Consider the following 20237-nt stretch of genomic DNA (forward strand, 5'->3'; position numbering starts at 1 on the left):
TTGGCCGTTTCGTTCAGGTTCGTCAGTGTTGATGCGTGGACGCGCAATGTGGTGAGCGCGCGGGCGGAGTCAATAGCACAGCATTGACAGAAAATCACCCTGATCGCTGCTCTGCACCAAACAAACAACATCGTGAGCACTTTTCGCCACGCCACCGGCTGTGTCACAAGACCCGCGTTGAGGAAAAGCCATGACTGCCACGCCCCCAATCTTTCTGGATGTAGATGGATCGCGCATCGCGGTGCGCCATACTGCTGGCTCTGCGCCAGGCATCGTCTGGCTCGGCGGCTACAAGTCGGACATGCTGGGCACGAAGGCGCAGACGCTGACGGACTGGGCGGCGAAAGAAGGCCGCGCCTTCCTGCGCCACGACTATTCCGGCCATGGCGAATCCGGCGGCGCCTTTGCCGACGGCACGATTTCGACATGGCTTGCACAAAGCCTTGCCGTGTTCCGGCATTTCACCCGGGGCAGCCAGATCCTGGTCGGCTCCTCGATGGGCGCCTGGATCGCGCTGCGCATGGTGCAGGAATTGCGCAAGGCAGGCGATAGCAACGTCGCCGGCATGGTGCTGCTGGCGCCAGCCCCGGATTTCACCGCCGACCTGGTCGAACCGGTGCTGACCAAGGCGCAGAAGCGCGATCTCGCCAAAAAAGGTTTCTTCGAAGAGCCGTCGGACTATTCCACGGAACCCTACATCTACACCCGCGCCCTGATCGAGGACGGGCGCTACAACCGGGTTATGACAGGCCCGATCGACACCCATTGCCCGGTGCACATCCTGCAGGGCCTGGCCGATGCGGACGTGCCTGCAAGCCACGCACTGAAGCTGGTCAGCTTGCTGCCCGCCGACGACGTGACACTGTCATTGATCCCCGACGGCGACCATCGCTTGTCGCGACCCCAAGATCTCGACATGCTGGTGCGGGCCGTCGATGCGATGGCGCAGAGGGGAAACTGATGCGCCTTTCCATCCCGATATCCGCCTTCGTCGCGGCGATCGTCGGCTTCGGCGGCACGCTGGCCATCGTCATCGCAGCCGCCACCGCAGTCGGTGCGACGCAGATCGAGACGGCAAGCTGGGTGACGACGATCTGCCTGGCCATGGCGATCGAGAGCCTGTGGCTGTCATGGCGCACGAAAATGCCTGTCATCACCGCCTGGTCGACGCCGGGCCTGGCGCTGATCGCGGCATCGAGCGGCTTTTCGATGAGCGAGGCCGTCGCCGCCTTCATCGTCACCGGCGTCCTTCTGATCTCCACAGGGCTGTTTCGGCCCCTGACCAAGCTGATCTCGAGGATACCGCCCTCCGTCGCCTCGGGCATGCTGGCCGGCATCGTCGTCACCTTCGCGCTCAATGCGGTGAAGACCATTCCGATCGACCCGTGGCTGATCCTGCCGCTGATCGCCGTCTTCTTCGTTATCAGGCTGTTCAACCCGGCGCTGTCGGTGCTGGCGGTTCTGATCGGCGGTGGCCTCGCCGCTTTCCTCACCGGCCGTGTCGGTGGCCTGCCGACACCGGAACTGTCGACGCTGACGCTGATTGCGCCTGACTTCACCACCAAGGCGGTGATTGGCCTGGCACTGCCGCTCTACCTCGTCACCATGGCGTCGCAAAACCTGTCCGGCCTCGCCGTGCTGCGCGCCGCCGGCTATCACCCGGAGCCCGGCCCGCTGATCGGTGTCACGGGCCTGTTTTCGCTGCTGTCGGCGCCGTTCGGCGGCTCGACGACCAATCTGGCGGCGATCTCGGCGGCGATCTGCACCGGGCCGGACGTCCACCCCGATCCCGCCGAGCGCTGGAAGACCGGCCCGTTCTATGCGCTCGCCTATCTCATCTTTGCGATTTTCGGCGCTTCGCTGGTGGCGATCTTCGCGGTGCTGCCGCAGAGCCTGATCGTGCTGGTGGCAGGCCTGGCGCTGATGGCGTCGCTCGCCAACGCGCTGTCTATCGCGCTGAAGGAAGAGGGGGATCGCATGGCCGCCACCGTCACCTTTGTCGTCACCGCGTCGGGTCTGACGCTGTTCGGCGTTGGCGCCGCATTCTGGGGCCTGATTGCCGGGCTGGTCGTGCTTTTCCTCGATATGATCAAAAAGCGATAATCATTTCAGATGCTTGTCCGGATTTGGCGGACATTGTCTTGAATCGCCGTTTTTCTCTTCCCATTTCGATTCCACGCAGCCGGGTTTGGCTGTCTCCAACCGAAGGAATGGGAGAAAATGAACACATCCGCATTGATCCGTCCGGCCTGGACGCCGGCAACCATCGCGTTGATGGTTGTGGGTTTCATGGTGTTCTGGCCACTCGGCTTCGCCATGCTCGCCTACATCATCTGGGGCGACCGCCTCGATGGCTTCAAGCGTGACGTCAACCGCGCGACCGACGGCATCTTCGCCGGATGCCGCCGCGGTTCCGACAAGGCCGCGCGCTGGGGCAATGGCTCCGCCCGCACCGGCAACGTCGCTTTCGACGACTGGCGCGAAAAGGAACTGGAGCGCCTGAACGAAGAGCGTCGCAAGCTCGACGAGATGCTGACCCAGTTCGACGAGTATGCCCGCGAATTGCGCCGCGCCAAGGATCAGGACGAGTTCGACCGGTTCATGGCCAACCGCAACAAGTCGACGGCTCCGACGAAGACCGATCCGGGCGCCGGAACGACGACCACCAAGCGTGGCAAGGGTTCGAACCTGCTTGACGACTGAGGCCCGACGCATGACCCGAAAACCGGAACCGGTTTTCGGGTCATGCGCCAACTTAAAGTGCTACAGCGTCCTTTGCGCGTCCCAGAGGACGCGCGGCGCTGTAGGACAGGCCAAGGTATGACGACGGCGTCGCGCGAGCGGCGCCGTTTCTTTTTTGTTCTAGTCGTTTTTCTCGAATCGCGTATCGTCCCGCCATGACTCTCGGCTTCTTTCGCAATCTGACAAAGCCCAAGCCCACGCCTGTCGTGGAACGCGAATATTGCATCGCCGGCCGCACGCTCCCGCTCAAGATCGTCGAGAGCGCCAGGGCGCGCCGAATGACGCTGCGCATCGATTCAGGCGGCCAGGGTCTGCGCATCACCGTGCCGCCAGGCCTGCGCCGCGGCGAGGTAGACAGGTTCCTCGAGCGGCACCAGGACTGGCTGGAGCAGCGACTGGCCAAGGTGCCGACGCGGCCGCAGGTGCGGCCCGGCATCAGGATCCCGGTGCGTGGCGTGGCGCACCGCATCGTCCATGAGCCATCAAAGCGCGGGACCGTGACGGTGTCGAGCGATGAGCGCGGCCCGCTGCTGATCGTGCACGGCGATCGCATACACCTACCGCGCCGCATCGCCGACTTCCTCAAGCGCGAGGCCAAGAAGGACATCGAGAAGCTGGTGCTCAAGCACACCCAGGCGTTAGGCAAACGCGCCAAGGCCGTCCGCTTCAAGGACACGTCGAGCCGCTGGGGCTCCTGCACCTCCGAAGGCAATCTGTCCTTCTCCTGGCGCATCATGATGGCGCCGTCGCCGGTCATCAACTATCTCGTCGCGCATGAAGTGGCGCATCTCAAGGAGATGAACCATGGTCCGAAATTCTGGAAATTGTGCGAAAAGCTCTGCCCCGACACCGATCGCTGCAAGGACTGGCTGAAGCGCAATGGCGGTGCGCTGCAGGCGATCATGTTCGAGTAGATCGCTCAGTCGTCGTTTGCGGCGTTCAAGTCCTCAGGCCGCAACCCCTCATCGCCATGATGCGGCCACGGCAGGAAATTGCCGTCGAATTCATCGCCGCCGAAATAGTCGAGCGCCCGGTGCGCTTCGGCGCCGTTGAAGGCAGCCTTGTCGATCAGGTGCGCGATGACCTCGCGCGCCTGCGCGACCTTCTGCCTGAGTTCGGCAATTGTCCTGTCGGTCATGATCGTGCTCCCGCCGTGTCCTGTTCATCCATAGGTAGCGCCTTTGGCCGTGTCGGCAAACAGCATGCTTTTTCTCGACTCTTTTCGCTTTTCATGCCAATTCCCGCGCCATGGCACTCGACATCAAGATCTGCGGCTTGAAGACCGACGGGGCAATGGCCGCGGCGCTGGCCGGCGGCGCCAGCCATGTCGGGTTTATCTTCTTCGCCAAAAGCCCGCGCTATGTCGAACCTGCCGAGGCTGGCCGTCTGCGCGAGACTGCGCGCGGCAAGGCGATGGCGGTTGCCGTCACCGTAGATACCAGCGACGCCTTCCTTGATGAAATCGTTGCCAAAATGCAGCCTGACATGCTGCAGCTGCATGGTGCGGAAACGCCCGATCGCGTCGCCGAGGTCAAAGCCCGCTATGGCCTGCCGGTGATGAAGGCGCTGCCGCTCAGCGAGGCCGCCGATCTCGAACGGATAAAGCCGTTCATCGGCATAGCCGACCGGTTCCTGTTCGACGCCAAGCCGCCGAAAGGCTCGCAACTGCCGGGCGGCAACGGCGTGGCCTTCGACTGGCACATCCTCGCCGGCCTTGACGGCAGCGTCGATTACATGCTTTCCGGTGGGCTCAACGCCGCCAATATCGGCGATGCCCTTCGGCTTGCCGACCCGCCCGGAATAGACATTTCCTCAGGCGTGGAAAGCGCGCCGGGCATCAAGGATCCGGCGCTGATCGAACAGTTTTTCCGGGCCGTCAGGGCCGCGCGGAACACCCGCGCAGCCTAGTAGTGCCTTAAACCAGAGCATGTCCCGGAAAAGTGGGAACCGGTTTTCCGACAAGGACATGCTTCATAAGTCAAGATGCCAGGAGATCGGCGATGAACAAGCCGGCGACACCCAATTCCTTCCGCACCGGACCCGACGAACAGGGCATGTTCGGCATTTTCGGCGGTCGTTTCGTTGCCGAAACTTTGATGCCGCTGATCCTCGATCTGGAGCGGCACTGGAACGAGGTCAAGAACGATGCGGATTTCAGGGCCGAGCTGACTGACCTGTCGACCCACTATGCCGGACGGCCGTCGAAGCTTTATTTCGCCGAAGGCCTCACGAAGCATCTCGGCGGCGCAAAGGTCTATTTCAAGCGCGAGGATCTGAACCATACCGGTTCGCACAAGATCAACAATTGCCTCGGCCAGATCCTGCTGGCCAAGCGCATGGGCAAGAAGCGCATCATTGCCGAGACCGGTGCCGGCCAGCACGGCGTGGCCTCGGCCACGGTCGCGGCCCGCTTCGGCTTTCCCTGCGTCGTCTATATGGGCGCCACCGACGTCGCCCGGCAAAGCCCCAATGTCTTCCGCATGAAGCTGCTGGGCGCCGAAGTGCGGCCGGTGACCGCCGGCCACGGCACGCTGAAGGACGCCATGAACGAGGCGTTGCGCGACTGGGTGACCAATGTCGAGGACACCTATTACCTGATCGGCACCGCTGCGGGCCCGCATCCCTATCCGGAGCTGGTGCGCGATTTCCAGTCGGTGATCGGCATCGAGGCGCGGGCGCAGATCCTCGAACAGGAGGGCCGGCTGCCGGACACGATCATCGCCGCTGTCGGCGGCGGCTCCAACGCCATCGGCCTGTTCCATCCGTTCCTCGACGACAAGGATGTCCGCATCATCGGCATCGAAGCCGGCGGGCGCGGTCTCGACGGCATCGAGCATTGCGCGTCGATGAATGCCGGCGCGCCCGGCGTGCTGCACGGCAACCGTACCTATCTCCTGCAGAACTCTGACGGCCAGATCATGGATGGCCATTCGATCTCGGCCGGCCTCGATTACCCTGGTGTCGGCCCGGAGCACTCGTGGCTGCGTGATTCAGGCCGCGTCGAATATGTGCCGATCCTCGACGACGAAGCGCTGGAGGCCTTCAAGCTGACGACGCGCGTCGAAGGCATCATCCCGGCGCTGGAATCCGCGCATGCCATTGCGCATGCGGTGAAGATCGTGCCCGCCATGGACAAGGACCAGATCGTCATCGTCAACCTGTCCGGCCGTGGCGACAAGGACGTGCACACGGTGGCTTCGATGCTGGGCATGGAGATCTGATCATGGTGACCCGCATCGACCGCCGCATGGCAAAACTGAAAGCCGAAGGCCGCCCGGCGCTCGTCACCTATTTCATGGGCGGCGACCCCGACTACGACACCTCTTTGTCGATCATGAAGGCACTGCCCAAGGCTGGCGCCGACATCATCGAGCTCGGCATGCCGTTCTCCGATCCGATGGCCGACGGCCCGGCGATCCAGGCAGCGGGCCTGCGGGCGCTGAAGGGCGGCCAGACGCTGGTCAAGACGCTGAAGATGGCGTCCGACTTCCGTGCTGGCGACAATGAGACGCCCATCGTGCTGATGGGCTATTACAATCCGATCTACATCTATGGCGTCGACCGCTTCCTCAAGGACGCGATCGCCAGCGGCATCGACGGGCTGATCGTCGTTGACCTGCCGCCCGAGATGGACGAGGAACTGTGCATTCCGGCGCTCAAGGCCGGCATCAATTTCATCCGGCTGGCGACGCCGACCACCGACGACAAGCGCCTGCCGAAAGTGCTGCAGAACACGTCGGGCTTCGTCTATTACGTCTCGATGACCGGCATCACCGGCTCGGCGCTGGCCGACACCGGCAAGGTGGCGGCGGCGGTCAAGCGCATCAAGGGCCACACCGACCTGCCGGTCTGCGTCGGCTTCGGCGTCAAGACCGCCGAGCAGGCCCGGGTGATCGGCGCCAATGCCGACGGCGTCGTCGTCGGCACCGCGATCGTCAATGCGGTGGCCAATGTGCTGGGACCGAAGGGCGAAAAGACCGCCGATCCGGCCGAAGCCGTCGCCACGCTGGTCAGCGGCCTTGCGCAAGGCGTGCGCTCGGCCCGCCTTGCTGCTGCCGAATAGTTCTCCTACCTCTTCCCAATCCTCGTCAGGACAGGAGCCGAAGCGATGAACTGGATCACCAATTACGTTCGCCCGAAAATCAATTCGATGCTCGGCCGGCGCACCGACATGCCCGAGAACCTCTGGATCAAGGATCCGGAGACCGGCGAGATGGTGTTCCACAAGGACCTGGAGTCCAACCAGTTCGTCATTCCGTCCTCCGGCCATCACATGAAGATCTCGGCCAAGGAGCGGCTGAAATTCTTCTTCGATGGCGGCAAATACGAGACCCTGGACAACCCCAAGGTGATGCAGGATCCGCTGAAATTCCGCGACGAGAAGCGCTATGTCGACCGGTTGAAGGACGCCAAGGCCAAGACCGGCCTTGAGGACGCGATCATCAATGCGCTGGGCACCGTCGAGGGTCTGCCGGTGGTGGTCACGGTGCAGGACTTCGCCTTCATGGGCGGCTCGCTCGGCATGGCCGCCGGCGACGCCATCGTGCATGGCTTCGAAGTGGCCCTGCAGCGCAAGCGGCCGCTGATCCTGTTCGCTGCTTCCGGCGGTGCCCGCATGCAGGAAGGTATTTTGTCCCTGATGCAATTGCCGCGGACAACGGTCGGTGTCGACCGGCTGAAGGAAGCCGGCCTGCCCTACATCGTCGTTTTGACCAACCCGACCACGGGCGGCGTGACCGCCTCCTACGCCATGCTGGGCGACGTGCACATTGCCGAGCCCGGCGCGCTGATCGGCTTTGCCGGACCGCGCGTCATCGAACAGACGATCCGCGAGAAATTGCCCGACGGCTTCCAGCGCTCCGAATATCTGATGGAGCACGGCATGGTCGACATGGTGGTGTCGCGGCTGGAGCTGCGCGAAACCATATCGCGGCTGCTCAAGATGCTGCTCAAGCTGCCGGAGGAGCAAAAGCCGCTGGAGCCGGAAATCCTGCCGCCGGCGGTGGTTGCCGCGGAAGCTCGGCCGCAAGCCTGAAGCGACACGAAGCGCCGCGACCGCGATTGCACGAGGGCTTCGGCGCGCTGTAGCTTTTGATTGCCATGGCCATCCGAGACCGATTCTGGTTTTCAGGCTCATGCGCTAGGATTCTACCCATGACGACGCTTGCCGCCGACCGCGAAATCGAAGCCCTGATGGCGCTTCATCCGAAAGGCTTCGACCTTTCGCTCGACCGCATTTCGCGGCTGCTGGAGCGGCTTGACAATCCGCAGGATCGGCTGCCGCCGGTCATCCACATCGCCGGCACCAACGGCAAAGGCTCGTGCGCCGCCTTTTCGCGCGCCCTGCTCGAGGCAGCGGACTACCGCGTCCATGTCCACACCTCGCCGCATCTGGTCAACTGGCATGAGCGTTACCGGCTGGCCGCCGATGGCGGCGGCAGGCTGGTCGAAGATAGGGTTTTCGCCGATGCCATTGCCCGTGCGGCCAGAGCCAATGAAGGCGAGAAGATCACCGTCTTCGAGATCCTCACCGCCGTCACCTTCCTCTTGTTTTCCGAACACCAGGCCGACGCCGCGGTCATCGAGGTCGGGCTCGGCGGCCGCTTCGACGCGACCAATGTCGTCAAGGAGCCGGCGGTGTCAGTGATCATGCCGGTGTCGCTCGATCACGAGGCCTATCTCGGCGACCGTGTCGAACTGATCGCGGCCGAAAAGGCCGGCATCATCAAGCCCGGCTGTCCGGTGGTCATCGGCGCGCAGGAGAGCGAGACGGCGCTGCAGGTGCTGATCGAAACCGCCGAGCGGCTTGAATGCCCCACCTTCGTCTACGGCCAGGATTTCCTTGCCTTCGAGGAAAACGGCCGCATGGTCTACCAGGACGAAGACGGCTTGATGGACCTGCCGCCGCCCAGGCTGCCCGGACGCCACCAGTTCGCCAATGCGGCGGCGGCGATCGCCGCGGTCAAGGCAGCCGGTTTCGAGATCAGCCATCGCGCCGCCGAAAAGGCGATGATCAATGTCACCTGGCCCGGCCGCATGCAGAAGCTGATGCAGGGCCGGCTGGCCGAACTGGCACCCAAGGGCGCCGACATCTGGCTCGACGGTGGCCACAATCCGGGCGCCGGCGTGGTGGTTGCCGAAGCGTTGGCCGAGCAGGAAGAGAAGAACCCGCGTCCGCTGTTCCTCATTTCGGGCATGATCAACACCAAGGACCAGAGCGGCTATTTCCGTGCCTTCAAGGGCCTCGCCCGGCATGTCTACACGGTGCCGGTGAGCCTCAGCGAGGCCGGCGTGCCTAACGACGAACTGGCGATCCGCGCAACGGAAGCCGGGCTGACCGCCGAGCCGGTGAGTTCCGTCGCCAGCGCGCTGATGCTGCTGCGCGACACCTGGGACGGCCCGGCGCCACGCATCCTGATCAGCGGTTCGTTGTATCTGACCGGCGCGGTGCTGGCCGAGAACGGCACTCCGCCGACCTGAGGTCGGAGTTGCGAGGAACCCGTCATGATCAAGGTCAAGCAGCTCGCTCACGTCTGCATCTTCGCGCATGACCTGGAGGCAACGCGAAGCTTCTATCGCGACGTGCTGGGCCTGGATACGCAGTTCAATTTCCTGCGCGACGGCAAGATTTTCGGGTTCTACCTCAATTGCGGCGGGCGCAGCCACATCGAGGTGTTCCAGAAGGGCGGCACGGCCTACACCGAGCAGAACCAGATCAACCATTTCTGCCTCGAGGTGGAAAACATCGATGCTGCGATCGATCACATCAAATCGAAGGGCATCGACGTCACGGCCAAGAAGCACGCCTGCGACGACACTTTCCAGGCGTGGATCCGCGATCCCAACGGCGTGAAGATCGAGCTGTTCGAATACACCGGCAAAAGCGCACAGTTCGCCGGCGGCGACCGCATCGCCGATTGGTAGAGCATTCCTCCTTTTCCGTGAAACGGTGAAACGCCCTAACGCGTGTCGCGTCTGAACGGATTCAGGTGACCCGCTTTAGGCCATTGTTTTTATGCATGTCGTCTTCCCAAAACCGAGATCACTTTTGGGCGACATGCATTAGAAATCCCAAGGTGAGATCAGCTCGAGGTTGGCCGGGCCGAAGTCGTTCAGGTTACGCGTTGCCAGCCGACCGCCATTCACGCGCGCTATCGCTGCAATCATGCCATCGGGTGCCGACATGCCCCGGCCCTGGCGCGTCGCCGTTCCCATAATCTCGCCATAAGCCAGAGCCGCCTCCCCCGTCAGCCCAAAAATGCGACCGGCAAAGCGATGGCGCCATTGGGAGAGACCTTGCTCCAGGCGATCGGCACGCTCGTCAGGTCGTATCTTTTGGATACCGAAAGCGATTTCGGCAATCGCCACCGTGGGAAGCGCCAGTTCGGTATCGTTGCGAACCAGCCAAGCCATGACAGCCGCGTCAGGCGCCTTTCCAGGCTCTCAGAGATCACATTGGTGTCGACGAAAATCAAAGCTCCGGCCCTGTATGGACCTTGCGGCTTTCCCGGATGATTTCTTCCAGATCGATGTCGACGCCAACGCTTGCCGTCAGGCGAGAGTAGAAGGCGGATGCCGGTTCTCGCCCGGCCGCACGAATCTCATAGGATTCAAGCGCGCGTTCGACGATATCAGCTATTGAGCGGTTTTCGCGACGAGCGAGTCGATGCGCAAGATCGCGTGCTTTTGCGCTGCGGACGGAAAGCTGGGGTTCGGCCATTTCAAACTCCCTTTTGAGAAAGATATAGCCTTTCCTGCCCTTGCCATCTAGATGGCAGATGATGGCACGCCATCACTTCAGCTCGATCTCGACGAAGGCGTATTCACCCTCATTGGCGCTGATCACGTCGTGCTCGACGCCTTCCTTGCGGAAATAGGGCGCGCCCTTCTTCATCTCGGCGAAGCTCTCGCCATCCTTGGTCACCAGTTTCACCTTGCCGTCCATCAGCGGCACCACGACATAGTCATGGCCATGGCGATGCCAGCCGGTATTGTCGCCCGGCTGGAAGCGGTATTCGGTGACGATGACGCGCTCATTGTCGATGAAGACGGTGGCCTTGGCGGATCCGGTCATATCATTTCTCCCTGCTTGCGCTGCCAACAGAAGACATGGATCGCCCGGATGTGAGGGCCAGAGCCTGTTACCAATGACGCCAACAAAAAGCCCGGCGCGAGTCCGGGCTTGATATCAGGAATTTCAGACAGGTCAGGCGAGGTTGCCATTGATCCAGTGCGACAGCGCGGTCTTCGGCGCCGCACCCACCTTCATGTCGGCCATTTCGCCGCCCTTGAAGATCATCAGCGTCGGGATCGAGCGCACGCCGAACTGGGCGGCAAGCTCGGGATTCTCGTCGATGTTCAGCTTGGCGATCTTGACCTTGGCGCCGAGTTCGGTGGCGATGTCTTCGAGCGCCGGAGCGATCTGCTTGCAGGGGCCGCACCATTCCGCCCAGAAATCGACGACGACCGGTACGTTGGCGTCAAGCACGTCAGCCTGGAAGTTGCTCTTGTCGACCTTCACGGTTGCCATATGGAAAAATCCTTTTGAAAGTTTTTGTACCACCAAATGTGGTGGCGATCGCGCCCTTCTTCAAGCAGGTGTTGTGTCACGCTCGCGTGAGTCGAGCAAGAGCGTCGTCCATGGCGCTGGCCGGCAGTTCGATCAGCCGTGGCGCCTCGGTGAACAGCAAGGCCGCCTTGATCGTGCGGCCGGGATAGAGCGGTTGCAGCAAGGCGCGATAGAGCGCGAGCTGCAGGACATAGGCCGGCGTAACCTCGGCCAGAGAGCCGGGCGCCGGCCGATTGGTCTTGTAGTCGACGATCGACACACTGTCCGATGTCACCGCCAACCGGTCGATCTTGCCGGAAATCGAGCGCTTCTTGCCCTTGACCTCCAGGCTGCCCATGATCGCGACCTCGGCGCGCGACGTCGGTGCAAACAGCTGACCGAAGCTGACGTCGGCAAGGATTGATGTGACCGAAGCCAGGGCCTTTTCACGCTCTGACGAAGGCCATTCTGCACCGGTTCGTGCGAGATAGCGTTCCGCCGCGCCCTGGCGTTCGGGCTCGGCAATGCCGGGCAACATCTGCAGCAGTTTGTGCAGGGCAAGCCCGTGCAGCACGGCAAAGCCCGGCTCGGCATCGGCGTCCAGCACCGGAGACGTCTTGTCGACCACAGCTTCCTTGCCTTCGTCTATCAGCGCCGAGGCACCGGATGGCGACAGCGGACGCGGCAGATCCTCGAAGGGCGGCAAGGGCCGGAACAAAGTCGCCGGCAAAGGTCCGAAAGCATCCGTCCGCCGCGCCTGCTCGCTGGAAACCTGTGCGACCGGCGGCAGCTTGGTGACATGGAAACGATGCACCGGCTCGCCGCCGGCGGGATGCGCACGCTGTTCGCTTTCCGGCGCGCCGATCAGCGCGCGGCTGACGATCGAGTGCCAGGTGCCGGCGTTCGGCGCCCGCTTGCCGTGATAGCCGCAGACGATCAGCCGGTCCTCGGCACGGGTCATGCCGACATAGAGCAGCCGGCGGTATTCGTCGTCGGCGAGTTCCCGTGCCCGCGCTGCCGCTGCTTTGGAAAAGCCGTTGGCGACGTCGCTGGCCGAGCGCCAGAGATAGCCCTTGCCGTCCCAGTTCGCGCCGGAGCCGTCGAAGGGCATCAGGCGCGGCAAATGCTGGTCGCTGAACGGGGCGGAACCGCCATCGACCAGGAACACGACCGGCGCTTCCAGCCCCTTGGCAGCGTGCACGGTCATGACCCGGACCTCGTCGCGGGTCTGGTCCATCTCCCGCTTGATCTCGGGACCGGCGTTTTCCAGCGTCGACAGGAAGGCTTCCAGCCCCGGCAGGCCGGTCCGCTCCTCGGCAAGGCAGAAGCTCAGGAACTCGTCGAGAATGTCGCCGGCTTCGGGCCCAAGCCGCGCGATCATCTTGCGGCGCACGCCATCGCGCGCCAGCAGGCAAGCGTAAAACTCGAACACCGGTTTGAAGGCGGCCTCGTTCGTCCAGATGTCGACCTGAGCGACGATCTTCGCCATTCTCTCGCTTTCGCCGGCGTGCTGGCGCAGCGATGCGATCAACGACAGGCCAGCCGGCCTCTGCGCGGCGAGCGTGAAAAGCGTCTCTTCCGGCAGATCGAAGATCGGGCTGCGCAGCACCGCGGCGAGCGACAGGTCGTCCTGCGGCTGGATGAGGAGGTGACCGAGCGCAATCAGGTCCTTGACCGCGATGTGCCCGGGCAGGCTCAGCCGGTCGGCGCCGGCGACCGGAATGTCGCGGCGTTTGAGTGCGCGGGTCAGCGCATGGACGAAGCGATCGCGCTTGCGCACCAGCACCAGGACATCGCCCGGCCGCAGCCGCTTGCCGCGACCCTCGATGATCTCACCGGTGCCGATCCAGCCGGCTATGGTGGCGGCGACGTTCTCGGCCACGCGCACCGCCGGCGCGTGCGCATGGTCGATGGCTTGCGTCCAGTCGTCGGGCTCATCGACGACATCGGCGCCGACTGACGGCCACACCTCGACATAGCCCGGTGCGTCGGTGCGGATCGCCTGGTGGCGCAGCGGATCGGGATCATGGCTGATGCCGCGCCGCACGCTCGCGTCGGCAAAGACGCGGTCGACCGCGGTCAGAACATCGTCGGTCGAGCGGAACGACCAGGTCAGCTTGAGGTCGGCAAAGGACGCCTCGGCGTCACGCACTCGTCCGGCGAACAACAGCCGGCTGTCGGCGAAGGAGTCCGGGGCAGCCCCCTGGAACGAATAGATCGACTGCTTCTCGTCGCCGACGGCGAAGACCGTGCGATGGACCCTGTCGCGCGCGCCCAAGCCGGCAAAGAATTCTTCCGCCAGCCGTTTCACCACTTCCCATTGGTCCGGACTGGTGTCCTGCGCTTCATCGAGCAGGATATGGTCGATGCCCTGGTCGAGCTTGTACTGCACCCAGGGGCCGGCGTCTGGTCGCGCCAGCAGGTTGACGGTGCGGGTGATCAGGTCGTTGAAATCGAGAAAGCCGCGGCTGCGCTTCAGCATTTCGTAGCGGGCGATCAGCCAGTCGGCGATGGTCAGCGCCGCTCTTGTACCCTCCAGCATCCGGAACAGGGCCAGCCGGTCGGTGGTTTCGACAATGGCGTTGGCGGCCGCGAGATAGCGCTCCGCCAGATCCGGCAGCCGGTCGACCAGGGCCTTCTTGAAGGCCTTTGCCGGGTCGTAGGCGTCGCCATCGGTCTTGAGGAAGGCTCGCGCGAGCAGTTGCAGGCGCCGAATGGGATCGCCCTCGGCGAAAGCCTGCCGCGCATAGGGCAGGATGTTGTTCAGCACCGATCTGGCGTCGGTGGCCTCGGCTGCGTGGGCAAAGCCGGCAAAATAGTCGGGCAGGAAACCCGGCAACGGCCATACCGAAGCGGCTATGCCTTCGGCGGACTGGCCGGCGCGGAAATCGAATTCGTCGAACAGGGCCTGGAAGCGCGTGCCGTCACGCCCGACGGCGTCGATGAAATTGCGCAAGCCGTCGCGCTTGCGCACGATCTCACCCAGCAAGGCGTCTAGCCCGGCTTCGCCGCCCCGATCGAGAATGGCGGCAAAAGCCTCAGCCAGATTCTTGTCACCGGCGGATGTGCCCGAAATCATCTCGCGGCGAGCCGCGGCAAACAGCGAGGCCTCCATCTGGCCGTCGAGCATCTCGAAATGGGCCGGGATATTGGCTTCCAGCGGGAACTGGTGCAGCACCGATTCGCAGAAGGCATGGATGGTCTGGATCTTCAGCCCACCGGGTGTTTCCAGCGCCTCGGCGAACAGGCGCCGCGCCCGGCGCATGGTCTCGAGATCGGGCCGGCGGCCCTCCAGCGCCTCGACCTTTGCCGCAAGGTCCGCGTCACCAAGCGTCGTCCACTCCGACAGCCTCGAGAACACCCGGTTCGACATGTTGGCGGCAGCGGCGCGCGTATAGGTCAGGCACAGGATCTTCGACGGATCGGTGCCGCGCAGCAGCAGCCGGATGACGCGCTGGGCCAGCACATGGGTCTTGCCGGATCCGGCATTCGCCGACACCCAGGCGGAATTGCCGGGATCGGCGGCGCGGGCCTGGCTGGTCGCGGTGTCGCTGGGGATCGGATAGGCCTTTTTCATGCCTCCCCTCCCTCGTCGCCGGCATCGCCGCCTGCCGACCATTCGAGCACGCGGGCAAGATGGTCATAGTCGCCATCGGTCTCGCCTTCGCGGAACGGCAGCGCGCGCGACAGATAACCCGTCGCAGGATCGGCATAGTGGATCAACAGCTTTTCCAGCCGCGCCCAGGCCTCTTCGGCAAGATCGGTCGCGGTCCGCGGCTGGCGGTTGTGTTCGAGGATGGATTCCTCGAACACCTCGCCATTCGGCTTCAGCCTGATGAAGGCCAGTTGAGAGGGCTCGCGCGCGCCCAAATCCTTGAAGGCGCCGCGCCTGAGCAGCGCGCCCTCCAACGCCAGTTGCGGCGCAAGCAGTGTGTGCGCCTGCGCCTTGGACGGCGAGGACCCCGTCTTGTAATCTAGTATGTCGGCCATGCCGCCGGCCAAAAGGTCAACGCGGTCGGCGTAGCCGGACAGAGTCACGCCGGATTGGCCGATGACGGTCTTTCCGGCGCGCTCCTCGGCATGGCGCCTTGTCACTGCATCGGCGCGCGTGCGCTCCCACTCGATGATGTTTGCGGCGAGTTTCTCGAAACGTGGCCACCACACGGCCTCGACATCCGCCGGAAGGTCGGCTTCGACGAAACAGACGCGGCCGGCGGCGATAAGGCCGGCAAGCGCATCGGGGGCGCGCGGATCGGCGACGCTGCCTGAGAACAGGTGCAGGATGGCGTGAAACAGCGTGCCGCGCTCGGCCGCACCAGGATCGCGAATGACCGGATCGAGCGGCATCAGGCCGAGGATGCGTCTTGCATAGACGGCGTAGGGGTCACGGCGCAGGGTCTCGATCTCGGTGACCGAGAAATGCGTCGGGCGCACCGACAAGGGCGGCTTCGGCTGCGGCCGTGGCGCGAAATCCTGCCTTGGGCCTGTATCCAGCGCGCGCGCCCAGGCGAGCAGTTCGTCGCCACGCCGGCGCAACTCTGCTGCCTGATCGTTGCCGATGAAGGTCAACAGCCGCTGCAGCCAGCGTGATGGCACGGCGGGTGCGTCGCCGGCACGCGCCGAGCGGGACAGCACGACCTTCCCAGCCCCCATGGCCATCTGGAAATCATGCGCGGCAAGGCCGATGCGCCGTTCCGGCGGTTCGAGGTCGATGCCGGTCTTCATCAGCCGCGACATGAAGCGGTCGCTCTCTGGCTTGCGCGGCCACACGCCCTCGTTGAGCCCGCCGATGACCAGCGTATCGACAGTCTGCAAGCGCGCTTCCAGCGCGCCCCAGATGGCGATGTTCCGGTCGGTGCCGTGTGCCGGCTTGACCGTTTCAGGCGCGATCAGCGCCGCCATGATATCGGGCCACTCGGTCGCCGCGAAGGATAGCGAAGCCGAAGCCGCGACCAGCCCGCGCAGCAGTTCGGCAAGCTTCTCGCCGGCGTCACCGGCATAGAGTTCGGCAAGGCCGCCATCGACGGTGCGGCCGAGATTTTCGAGGATGGCGACACTGGCCCTGACAAGCGCGGCAAGGTCGGCATCGTCCCGGCCGCGGAAGGCTGCGAGCGGCGCCAGCGCCTGCTTGAGACGTTCAAGCAAATTCCGGGCGGTTTCGATGGAGCGCACGGTCAGCCGGGAAAACCAGAAGGGGGGCCGGCTGCCGCCACCCAGGCCGGTGAGGCGAGCCTCAAACAGTTCCGGCAGCGAAACGATGTCGGGGCGGCCGGTGCCGCCGCGCAGCGCCACCAGCTCGACCAGTTCCGCCGCGTGGCGCACATCGGCCCGTTCGAGGCCGAGGCCAAGCAGCGGATGCTTGAGCAGCGACAGCAGGCCGACCGGATCGCCTGGCCTGAATAATGCCTCGAGCGCCAGCCTGAGCAGGCTGGCCGCGGGGGTGTTGGCGAGCGGCGTGCCACCGGAATCGTCGGCAACGACGCCGAAGCGCTGGAGCTCGATCGAGACGCGCCGCGCCAGCGCGCGGTCGCCGGTGACGAGAGCCGCCCTTTGGCCGGGCTGTTCGACCGCGCGCTTGAGCGCGACGGCGATGGCGACAGCTTCATCACGTTCGCTTGCAGCTTCGAGCAAGGTCACCTCGGCGAAGGCGCCGGCAATGTCGGACGCCGGGAAACCGGCACGTGTCTCGGCCCAGAGTTCGGTGGTCTCGGCCGGCCGCAGCGCTTCGCCGACAAGAGCGGCGCGGAGCGCCAGACGCGGTTCGGCCACGCCGAGCTCGTCGACGTCGCCGCGCAGCACGCCGACCTTGGCGATCAACCTGGCCAGGCCATATTGCGGGTGGCCGAGCACGGCTGGACGCGCGCCAGGCGCGGCGATTGCCTGGAACGACGCTTCGTCCAGCGTCCGGTCGAGGCCGGGCAGCACGATGGCGCCGCCGGGCAGGCCGGCGATGGCGGCAAGCAGTTCGGCCGTGGCGGGTATGGAGCCGGTCGAGCCCGCGGCGATAACGGGGCCAGCGGGCAGATTGCGCAGCAGCCGCGCCGCCTCGGCGCGGATCAGCGCACTGCGATGCGCGGCCGGATTGGAGCGGTCGCTTTCCGCGAGGAATTTCGGCCAGGCTTCGGTGACGATGCCGAGGAATTCGAGGGTCACCTGCCACCACCCGGCAAGGTTGCCGGTCACCAGATCGGTGAGCTTGGCCCAGTCGGTGCCTTCCGTCTCGATCTCGTCCATCAGCCGGGCGAGATCGCGCGCCAGCCAGATTGCGTCGGCGGTGGAAGCCGGGATGACGATCTCCTCGGCGAAAAGGGCGGCGACATGCGCCGGCAGCCGGCGTTTCCAGGCGCGCACCAGCGGCGTCAGCAGCAACAGGCGTTCGGTTGCCGAAATCGGCGGCGCGAGATCGATGGCCGCCGATGCCTCGGTCTCGAATGCGGCCTCATCCTCGTCGAACTCGCCCAGTGGCCGGATGACCGGCAGGATCGCCGAACCGCCGCCGCCGCGCGCCGCCAGGCTGTCGACAAAGACACCCCGCAAGGCGCGCGCGGCGCGGCGCGTCGGCACATAGATGGTGACATCGGCCAGAGCCAGCGGGTCGCCGTCAAACCGAAACCCCGGAACGAGACGGCCGGCAAGCAGGGCCTCGGCAAGCGTCGGCAGAAACGGCGCTCCGGGTGGAATCGAGAAAACGCGGCTCGAGCCGCTCATTGCAACTCGGCAAGCGCGCCGGCGACCGCCGCTTCCGCGAGCGCAATGGCATCGGGCGTACCGACGGTGATCCAATGGCCATGCATCGGCATGCCGAACAGCCTGCCCGCGGCGATGGTCGAATCGAAATAGGCATTGAGCGAATGCGGCCCGGCCGGTGCACCCTCGAACAGGCGCGGATGGACGATCGCCGCGCCGGCATAGATCAGCCCCGCCGGATCTCCCTTTGAACGCCGCAAGCCGCCGTCCGGCGCCACCAGGAAATCGGTGCTGCCGCAGTGTCCGGTCGCCTGTTGGAGATCCGCCAGCATCAGCAGAATATCCATTTTCGCCGCGTCCCATGCAAGGGCGAGGCGCTGGAGATTGAGAGGACCGTCATCGATCCAGAACGTGTCGGCGTTGAGGATGTAGAAGGGCTGATCGCCCAGTTCCCGCAACGCCTTGACGATGCCGCCGGCGGAATCGAGCAGTTGTTCGCTCTCGTCGGAAATGACGATGTTTGGCGCGCGGCGGGCAGTGACATGGGCGACGATCTGTTCGGGAAAGTAGTGGACGTTGACGACCGCCTTGCCGACGCCGGCGGCCGCCAGGCTGTCCAGGCTCCAGTCGAGCAACGTCTTGCCGGCAATCCTGACCAGCGGCTTGGGAATGGTGTCGGTGATCGGCCGCATGCGTTTGCCAAGGCCGGCGGCAAGTACGATGGCGGTGTCCGGTCCTGCTGTCACAGCGCTCGCTCCTCCAGCAAACCGTGGGCGTCGTAGAACTCGCGCAGGCTTGCCAGCGCCGGATGAGACAAGGCCCGGCGCAGATAATCGCGGATGCGCGGCAGGTGCTTCAGATAGTAGGGCTTGCCGTCGCGTTTTTCGAGACGGACGAAGATGCCGAGGATCTTGGAATTTCGCTGCGCCGCCATGATGGCGTAGGATTCCAGGAAGCTTGCTTCGTCGAAAGCACCGGCTGCGTGGCGCGCCGCGACATAGGCATCGAGCGCCGCTCTCTCGAGCTCGGGCGACATCGTAACACGAGCGTCCATGGCAAGCGAAGCGACGTCATAGGCGGACGGGCCGATCAGCGCATCCTGGAAATCGACGATGCCCAGCCGGTCATGGCCGGAACGATCACCGCGCCAGATGATGTTGGGTGAATGGAAATCGCGCAGCATCAGCGTGACCTCGCGGCCTTGCAGCCGGTCGAGGAGCGCGTTCCATTCCTTGTGGTAACCGGCGCGCAAGGCATCGCTTGCCGGGGCGCCGGAGATTGCAGGCACGTACCAGTCGACCAGCAGGTCGGCTTCGATCATCATCGCATCGCGGTCGAAGGGTGGCACGTCGTGGAAGCCGCCGTGTCCCGTTTCCAGGCGCCGCGGCCAATTTCTGCCATGCATCATGGCCAGCAGCTCGGCCGCCGCCGCGCAGCGCTCGGCGACCGGCTGGCCATCGCTGCCGAGGAACCCTTCGGAACCAAGATGTTCGAGCAGCAGGAATCCCTGTTCCTGGTCTTCGGCATGGATTTCCGGGACACTGACGCCGCCGGCCCTCAAGGCGCGGTCGATGGCGACGAAGGCGGAGACCGACTGGGCGGTATGAGCGATCTCGGCATAGGGCCTGCCATCGCGCACCGGGGGGCCGAGCACCAGCCGTGGCGAATTCATCAGCACTCGCGGCTTCTGGTCCGGCAGCGAAACGATCTCATAGGAGCGGGCCGAGGCATCGCCAATGAAATGGCGGCGTTGCGCTTCCCCCCAGCCTGCGTTCACGAGAAAGTCGCGCATGGCCAGCGACCGTGCCGCCCGATCGAAGGCATCACCCTGCCCTGACAATCGCGCCAGCCGTCCGTCGCCATGCTGGACGAGCTCTATCAGGATCGTGGTTTTCGGCAGATGGGCTTCCGCCCGTTCCGGCCATTCGACCAAAGCAGCACCCTGCGCCAGGGCTTCGTCGAACCCAAGCTCATCGAGCTCGTCCGCCGAGGACAGGCGGTAGAGATCGAAATGATGGACCGGAATGCGGGTGTCGTAGCTCTGCACCAATGTGAAGGTCGGACTCGGAACGTCGAGGCCGGCATCGTCGGCCAGGGTCCTGATCAAGGCCCGCGCCAGCGTCGACTTGCCGGCGCCCAGATCGCCCTTGAGGGCAAGCACATCGCCCGGGCGCAGCGACAGCGCCAGATCTTCGCCCAGCCGCGCTGTCTGGGTCTCGTCGGCGAGTGAACGCTCCAGCACCAATCCGGTCATCGAGCG

General features: G+C 64.5%; 18 protein-coding genes and 1 pseudogene. 10 read left to right on the forward strand and 9 right to left on the reverse strand.

What is annotated here, in order from left to right; genetic code table 11:
* Positions 1-190: 190 nt before the first annotated feature.
* The 4 genes from NKK51_RS22520 to NKK51_RS22535 all read left to right on the forward strand — a co-directional run bounded on the left by NKK51_RS22520 (position 191) and on the right by NKK51_RS22535 (position 3656).
* Complete coding sequence (locus tag NKK51_RS22520; protein WP_023810609.1) at positions 191-961, forward strand: alpha/beta hydrolase; 771 nt, start codon at positions 191-193, stop codon at positions 959-961.
* Complete coding sequence (locus NKK51_RS22525) at positions 961-2103, forward strand: benzoate/H(+) symporter BenE family transporter (RefSeq protein ID WP_352554635.1); 1143 nt, start codon at positions 961-963, stop codon at positions 2101-2103. The genes NKK51_RS22520 and NKK51_RS22525 overlap by 1 nt, the downstream gene beginning before the upstream one ends.
* Positions 2104-2220: 117 nt before the next feature.
* The gene (locus tag NKK51_RS22530) at positions 2221-2703 is read left to right on the forward strand and encodes a DUF2852 domain-containing protein (RefSeq protein ID WP_023810611.1); all 483 of its coding nucleotides are present in this window, start codon (positions 2221-2223) and stop codon (positions 2701-2703) included.
* 194 nt (positions 2704-2897) lie between these two features.
* Complete coding sequence (locus tag NKK51_RS22535; protein WP_023810612.1) at positions 2898-3656, forward strand: M48 family metallopeptidase; 759 nt, start codon at positions 2898-2900, stop codon at positions 3654-3656.
* Positions 3657-3661: 5 nt separating this feature from the next.
* On the opposite strand, the gene NKK51_RS22540 is transcribed toward NKK51_RS22535, so the two are convergent.
* Positions 3662-3880 carry a hypothetical protein gene (locus NKK51_RS22540; protein ID WP_023810613.1) on the reverse strand — a complete coding sequence of 73 codons (219 nt, stop codon included), beginning with the start codon at positions 3878-3880 and terminating at the stop codon, positions 3662-3664.
* A 110-nt stretch (positions 3881-3990) separates the two neighbouring features.
* Between NKK51_RS22540 and NKK51_RS22545 the strand changes: the two genes are divergently transcribed.
* From NKK51_RS22545 to NKK51_RS22570, 6 genes are all read left to right on the forward strand, one after another.
* Positions 3991-4650, forward strand: coding sequence for a phosphoribosylanthranilate isomerase (locus NKK51_RS22545; RefSeq protein ID WP_023810614.1), 660 nt, complete (start codon positions 3991-3993; stop codon positions 4648-4650).
* 92 nt (positions 4651-4742) lie between these two features.
* Positions 4743-5963, forward strand: coding sequence for a tryptophan synthase subunit beta (gene trpB, locus NKK51_RS22550; RefSeq protein ID WP_023810615.1), 1221 nt, complete (start codon positions 4743-4745; stop codon positions 5961-5963).
* Between the two features lie 2 nt (positions 5964-5965).
* Positions 5966-6805, forward strand: a complete 840-nt coding sequence (gene trpA, locus NKK51_RS22555) for a tryptophan synthase subunit alpha (RefSeq protein WP_352440508.1) — start codon at positions 5966-5968, stop codon at positions 6803-6805.
* A gap of 45 nt (positions 6806-6850) precedes the next feature.
* Positions 6851-7777 (forward strand): acetyl-CoA carboxylase, carboxyltransferase subunit beta, encoded by a 927-nt coding sequence (gene accD, locus NKK51_RS22560; RefSeq protein WP_027039954.1) that lies wholly within the window; start codon positions 6851-6853, stop codon positions 7775-7777.
* 119 nt (positions 7778-7896) lie between these two features.
* The gene (locus NKK51_RS22565) at positions 7897-9222 is read left to right on the forward strand and encodes a bifunctional folylpolyglutamate synthase/dihydrofolate synthase (RefSeq protein WP_352554636.1); all 1326 of its coding nucleotides are present in this window, start codon (positions 7897-7899) and stop codon (positions 9220-9222) included.
* Positions 9223-9246: 24 nt separating this feature from the next.
* Positions 9247-9666, forward strand: coding sequence for a VOC family protein (locus NKK51_RS22570; RefSeq protein ID WP_352554637.1), 420 nt, complete (start codon positions 9247-9249; stop codon positions 9664-9666).
* A 138-nt stretch (positions 9667-9804) separates the two neighbouring features.
* Here the strand turns inward: NKK51_RS22570 and NKK51_RS22575 are convergent.
* From NKK51_RS22575 to tsaE, 8 genes and pseudogenes are all read right to left on the reverse strand, one after another.
* Positions 9805-10217: pseudogene (locus NKK51_RS22575) on the reverse strand (PIN domain-containing protein).
* The gene (locus NKK51_RS22580) at positions 10214-10462 is read right to left on the reverse strand and encodes a plasmid stabilization protein (RefSeq protein WP_352554638.1); all 249 of its coding nucleotides are present in this window, start codon (positions 10460-10462) and stop codon (positions 10214-10216) included. Before NKK51_RS22580 ends, NKK51_RS22575 begins: the two are co-directional and overlap by 4 nt.
* Positions 10463-10534: 72 nt before the next feature.
* Positions 10535-10816 carry a cupin domain-containing protein gene (locus NKK51_RS22585; RefSeq protein WP_352554639.1) on the reverse strand — a complete coding sequence of 94 codons (282 nt, stop codon included), beginning with the start codon at positions 10814-10816 and terminating at the stop codon, positions 10535-10537.
* Between the two features lie 132 nt (positions 10817-10948).
* Entirely contained in the window at positions 10949-11272 is a 324-nt protein-coding gene (gene trxA / locus NKK51_RS22590; protein WP_023810623.1) for a thioredoxin, read from the reverse strand.
* A 76-nt stretch (positions 11273-11348) separates the two neighbouring features.
* The gene (addA, locus tag NKK51_RS22595; protein WP_352554640.1) at positions 11349-14867 is read right to left on the reverse strand and encodes a double-strand break repair helicase AddA; all 3519 of its coding nucleotides are present in this window, start codon (positions 14865-14867) and stop codon (positions 11349-11351) included.
* Positions 14864-17998 (reverse strand): double-strand break repair protein AddB, encoded by a 3135-nt coding sequence (gene addB / locus NKK51_RS22600; protein ID WP_352554641.1) that lies wholly within the window; start codon positions 17996-17998, stop codon positions 14864-14866. The genes addA and addB overlap by 4 nt, the downstream gene beginning before the upstream one ends.
* Positions 17995-18723 (reverse strand): nucleotidyltransferase family protein, encoded by a 729-nt coding sequence (locus NKK51_RS22605; RefSeq protein WP_352440517.1) that lies wholly within the window; start codon positions 18721-18723, stop codon positions 17995-17997. The genes addB and NKK51_RS22605 overlap by 4 nt, the downstream gene beginning before the upstream one ends.
* The gene (tsaE, locus tag NKK51_RS22610) at positions 18720-20231 is read right to left on the reverse strand and encodes a tRNA (adenosine(37)-N6)-threonylcarbamoyltransferase complex ATPase subunit type 1 TsaE (RefSeq protein ID WP_352554642.1); all 1512 of its coding nucleotides are present in this window, start codon (positions 20229-20231) and stop codon (positions 18720-18722) included. The genes NKK51_RS22605 and tsaE overlap by 4 nt, the downstream gene beginning before the upstream one ends.
* Positions 20232-20237: the final 6 nt, after the last annotated feature.

It is taken from the genome of Mesorhizobium sp. M0011, assembly GCF_040324155.1.
Taxonomy (GTDB): domain Bacteria; phylum Pseudomonadota; class Alphaproteobacteria; order Rhizobiales; family Rhizobiaceae; genus Mesorhizobium.

Coding starts and splice junctions, on each gene's coding strand:
- NKK51_RS22520 (WP_023810609.1), top strand. CDS start 191: ATGACTGCCACGCCCCCAATCTTTCTGGATGTAGATGGATCGCGCATC.
- NKK51_RS22525 (WP_352554635.1), top strand. CDS start 961: ATGCGCCTTTCCATCCCGATATCCGCCTTCGTCGCGGCGATCGTCGGC.
- NKK51_RS22530 (WP_023810611.1), top strand. CDS start 2,221: ATGAACACATCCGCATTGATCCGTCCGGCCTGGACGCCGGCAACCATC.
- NKK51_RS22535 (WP_023810612.1), top strand. CDS start 2,898: ATGACTCTCGGCTTCTTTCGCAATCTGACAAAGCCCAAGCCCACGCCT.
- NKK51_RS22540 (WP_023810613.1), bottom strand. CDS start 3,880: ATGACCGACAGGACAATTGCCGAACTCAGGCAGAAGGTCGCGCAGGCG.
- NKK51_RS22545 (WP_023810614.1), top strand. CDS start 3,991: ATGGCACTCGACATCAAGATCTGCGGCTTGAAGACCGACGGGGCAATG.
- trpB (WP_023810615.1), top strand. CDS start 4,743: ATGAACAAGCCGGCGACACCCAATTCCTTCCGCACCGGACCCGACGAA.
- trpA (WP_352440508.1), top strand. CDS start 5,966: ATGGTGACCCGCATCGACCGCCGCATGGCAAAACTGAAAGCCGAAGGC.
- accD (WP_027039954.1), top strand. CDS start 6,851: ATGAACTGGATCACCAATTACGTTCGCCCGAAAATCAATTCGATGCTC.
- NKK51_RS22565 (WP_352554636.1), top strand. CDS start 7,897: ATGACGACGCTTGCCGCCGACCGCGAAATCGAAGCCCTGATGGCGCTT.
- NKK51_RS22570 (WP_352554637.1), top strand. CDS start 9,247: ATGATCAAGGTCAAGCAGCTCGCTCACGTCTGCATCTTCGCGCATGAC.
- NKK51_RS22580 (WP_352554638.1), bottom strand. CDS start 10,462: ATGGCCGAACCCCAGCTTTCCGTCCGCAGCGCAAAAGCACGCGATCTT.
- NKK51_RS22585 (WP_352554639.1), bottom strand. CDS start 10,816: ATGACCGGATCCGCCAAGGCCACCGTCTTCATCGACAATGAGCGCGTC.
- trxA (WP_023810623.1), bottom strand. CDS start 11,272: ATGGCAACCGTGAAGGTCGACAAGAGCAACTTCCAGGCTGACGTGCTT.
- addA (WP_352554640.1), bottom strand. CDS start 14,867: ATGAAAAAGGCCTATCCGATCCCCAGCGACACCGCGACCAGCCAGGCC.
- addB (WP_352554641.1), bottom strand. CDS start 17,998: ATGAGCGGCTCGAGCCGCGTTTTCTCGATTCCACCCGGAGCGCCGTTT.
- tsaE (WP_352554642.1), bottom strand. CDS start 20,231: ATGACCGGATTGGTGCTGGAGCGTTCACTCGCCGACGAGACCCAGACA.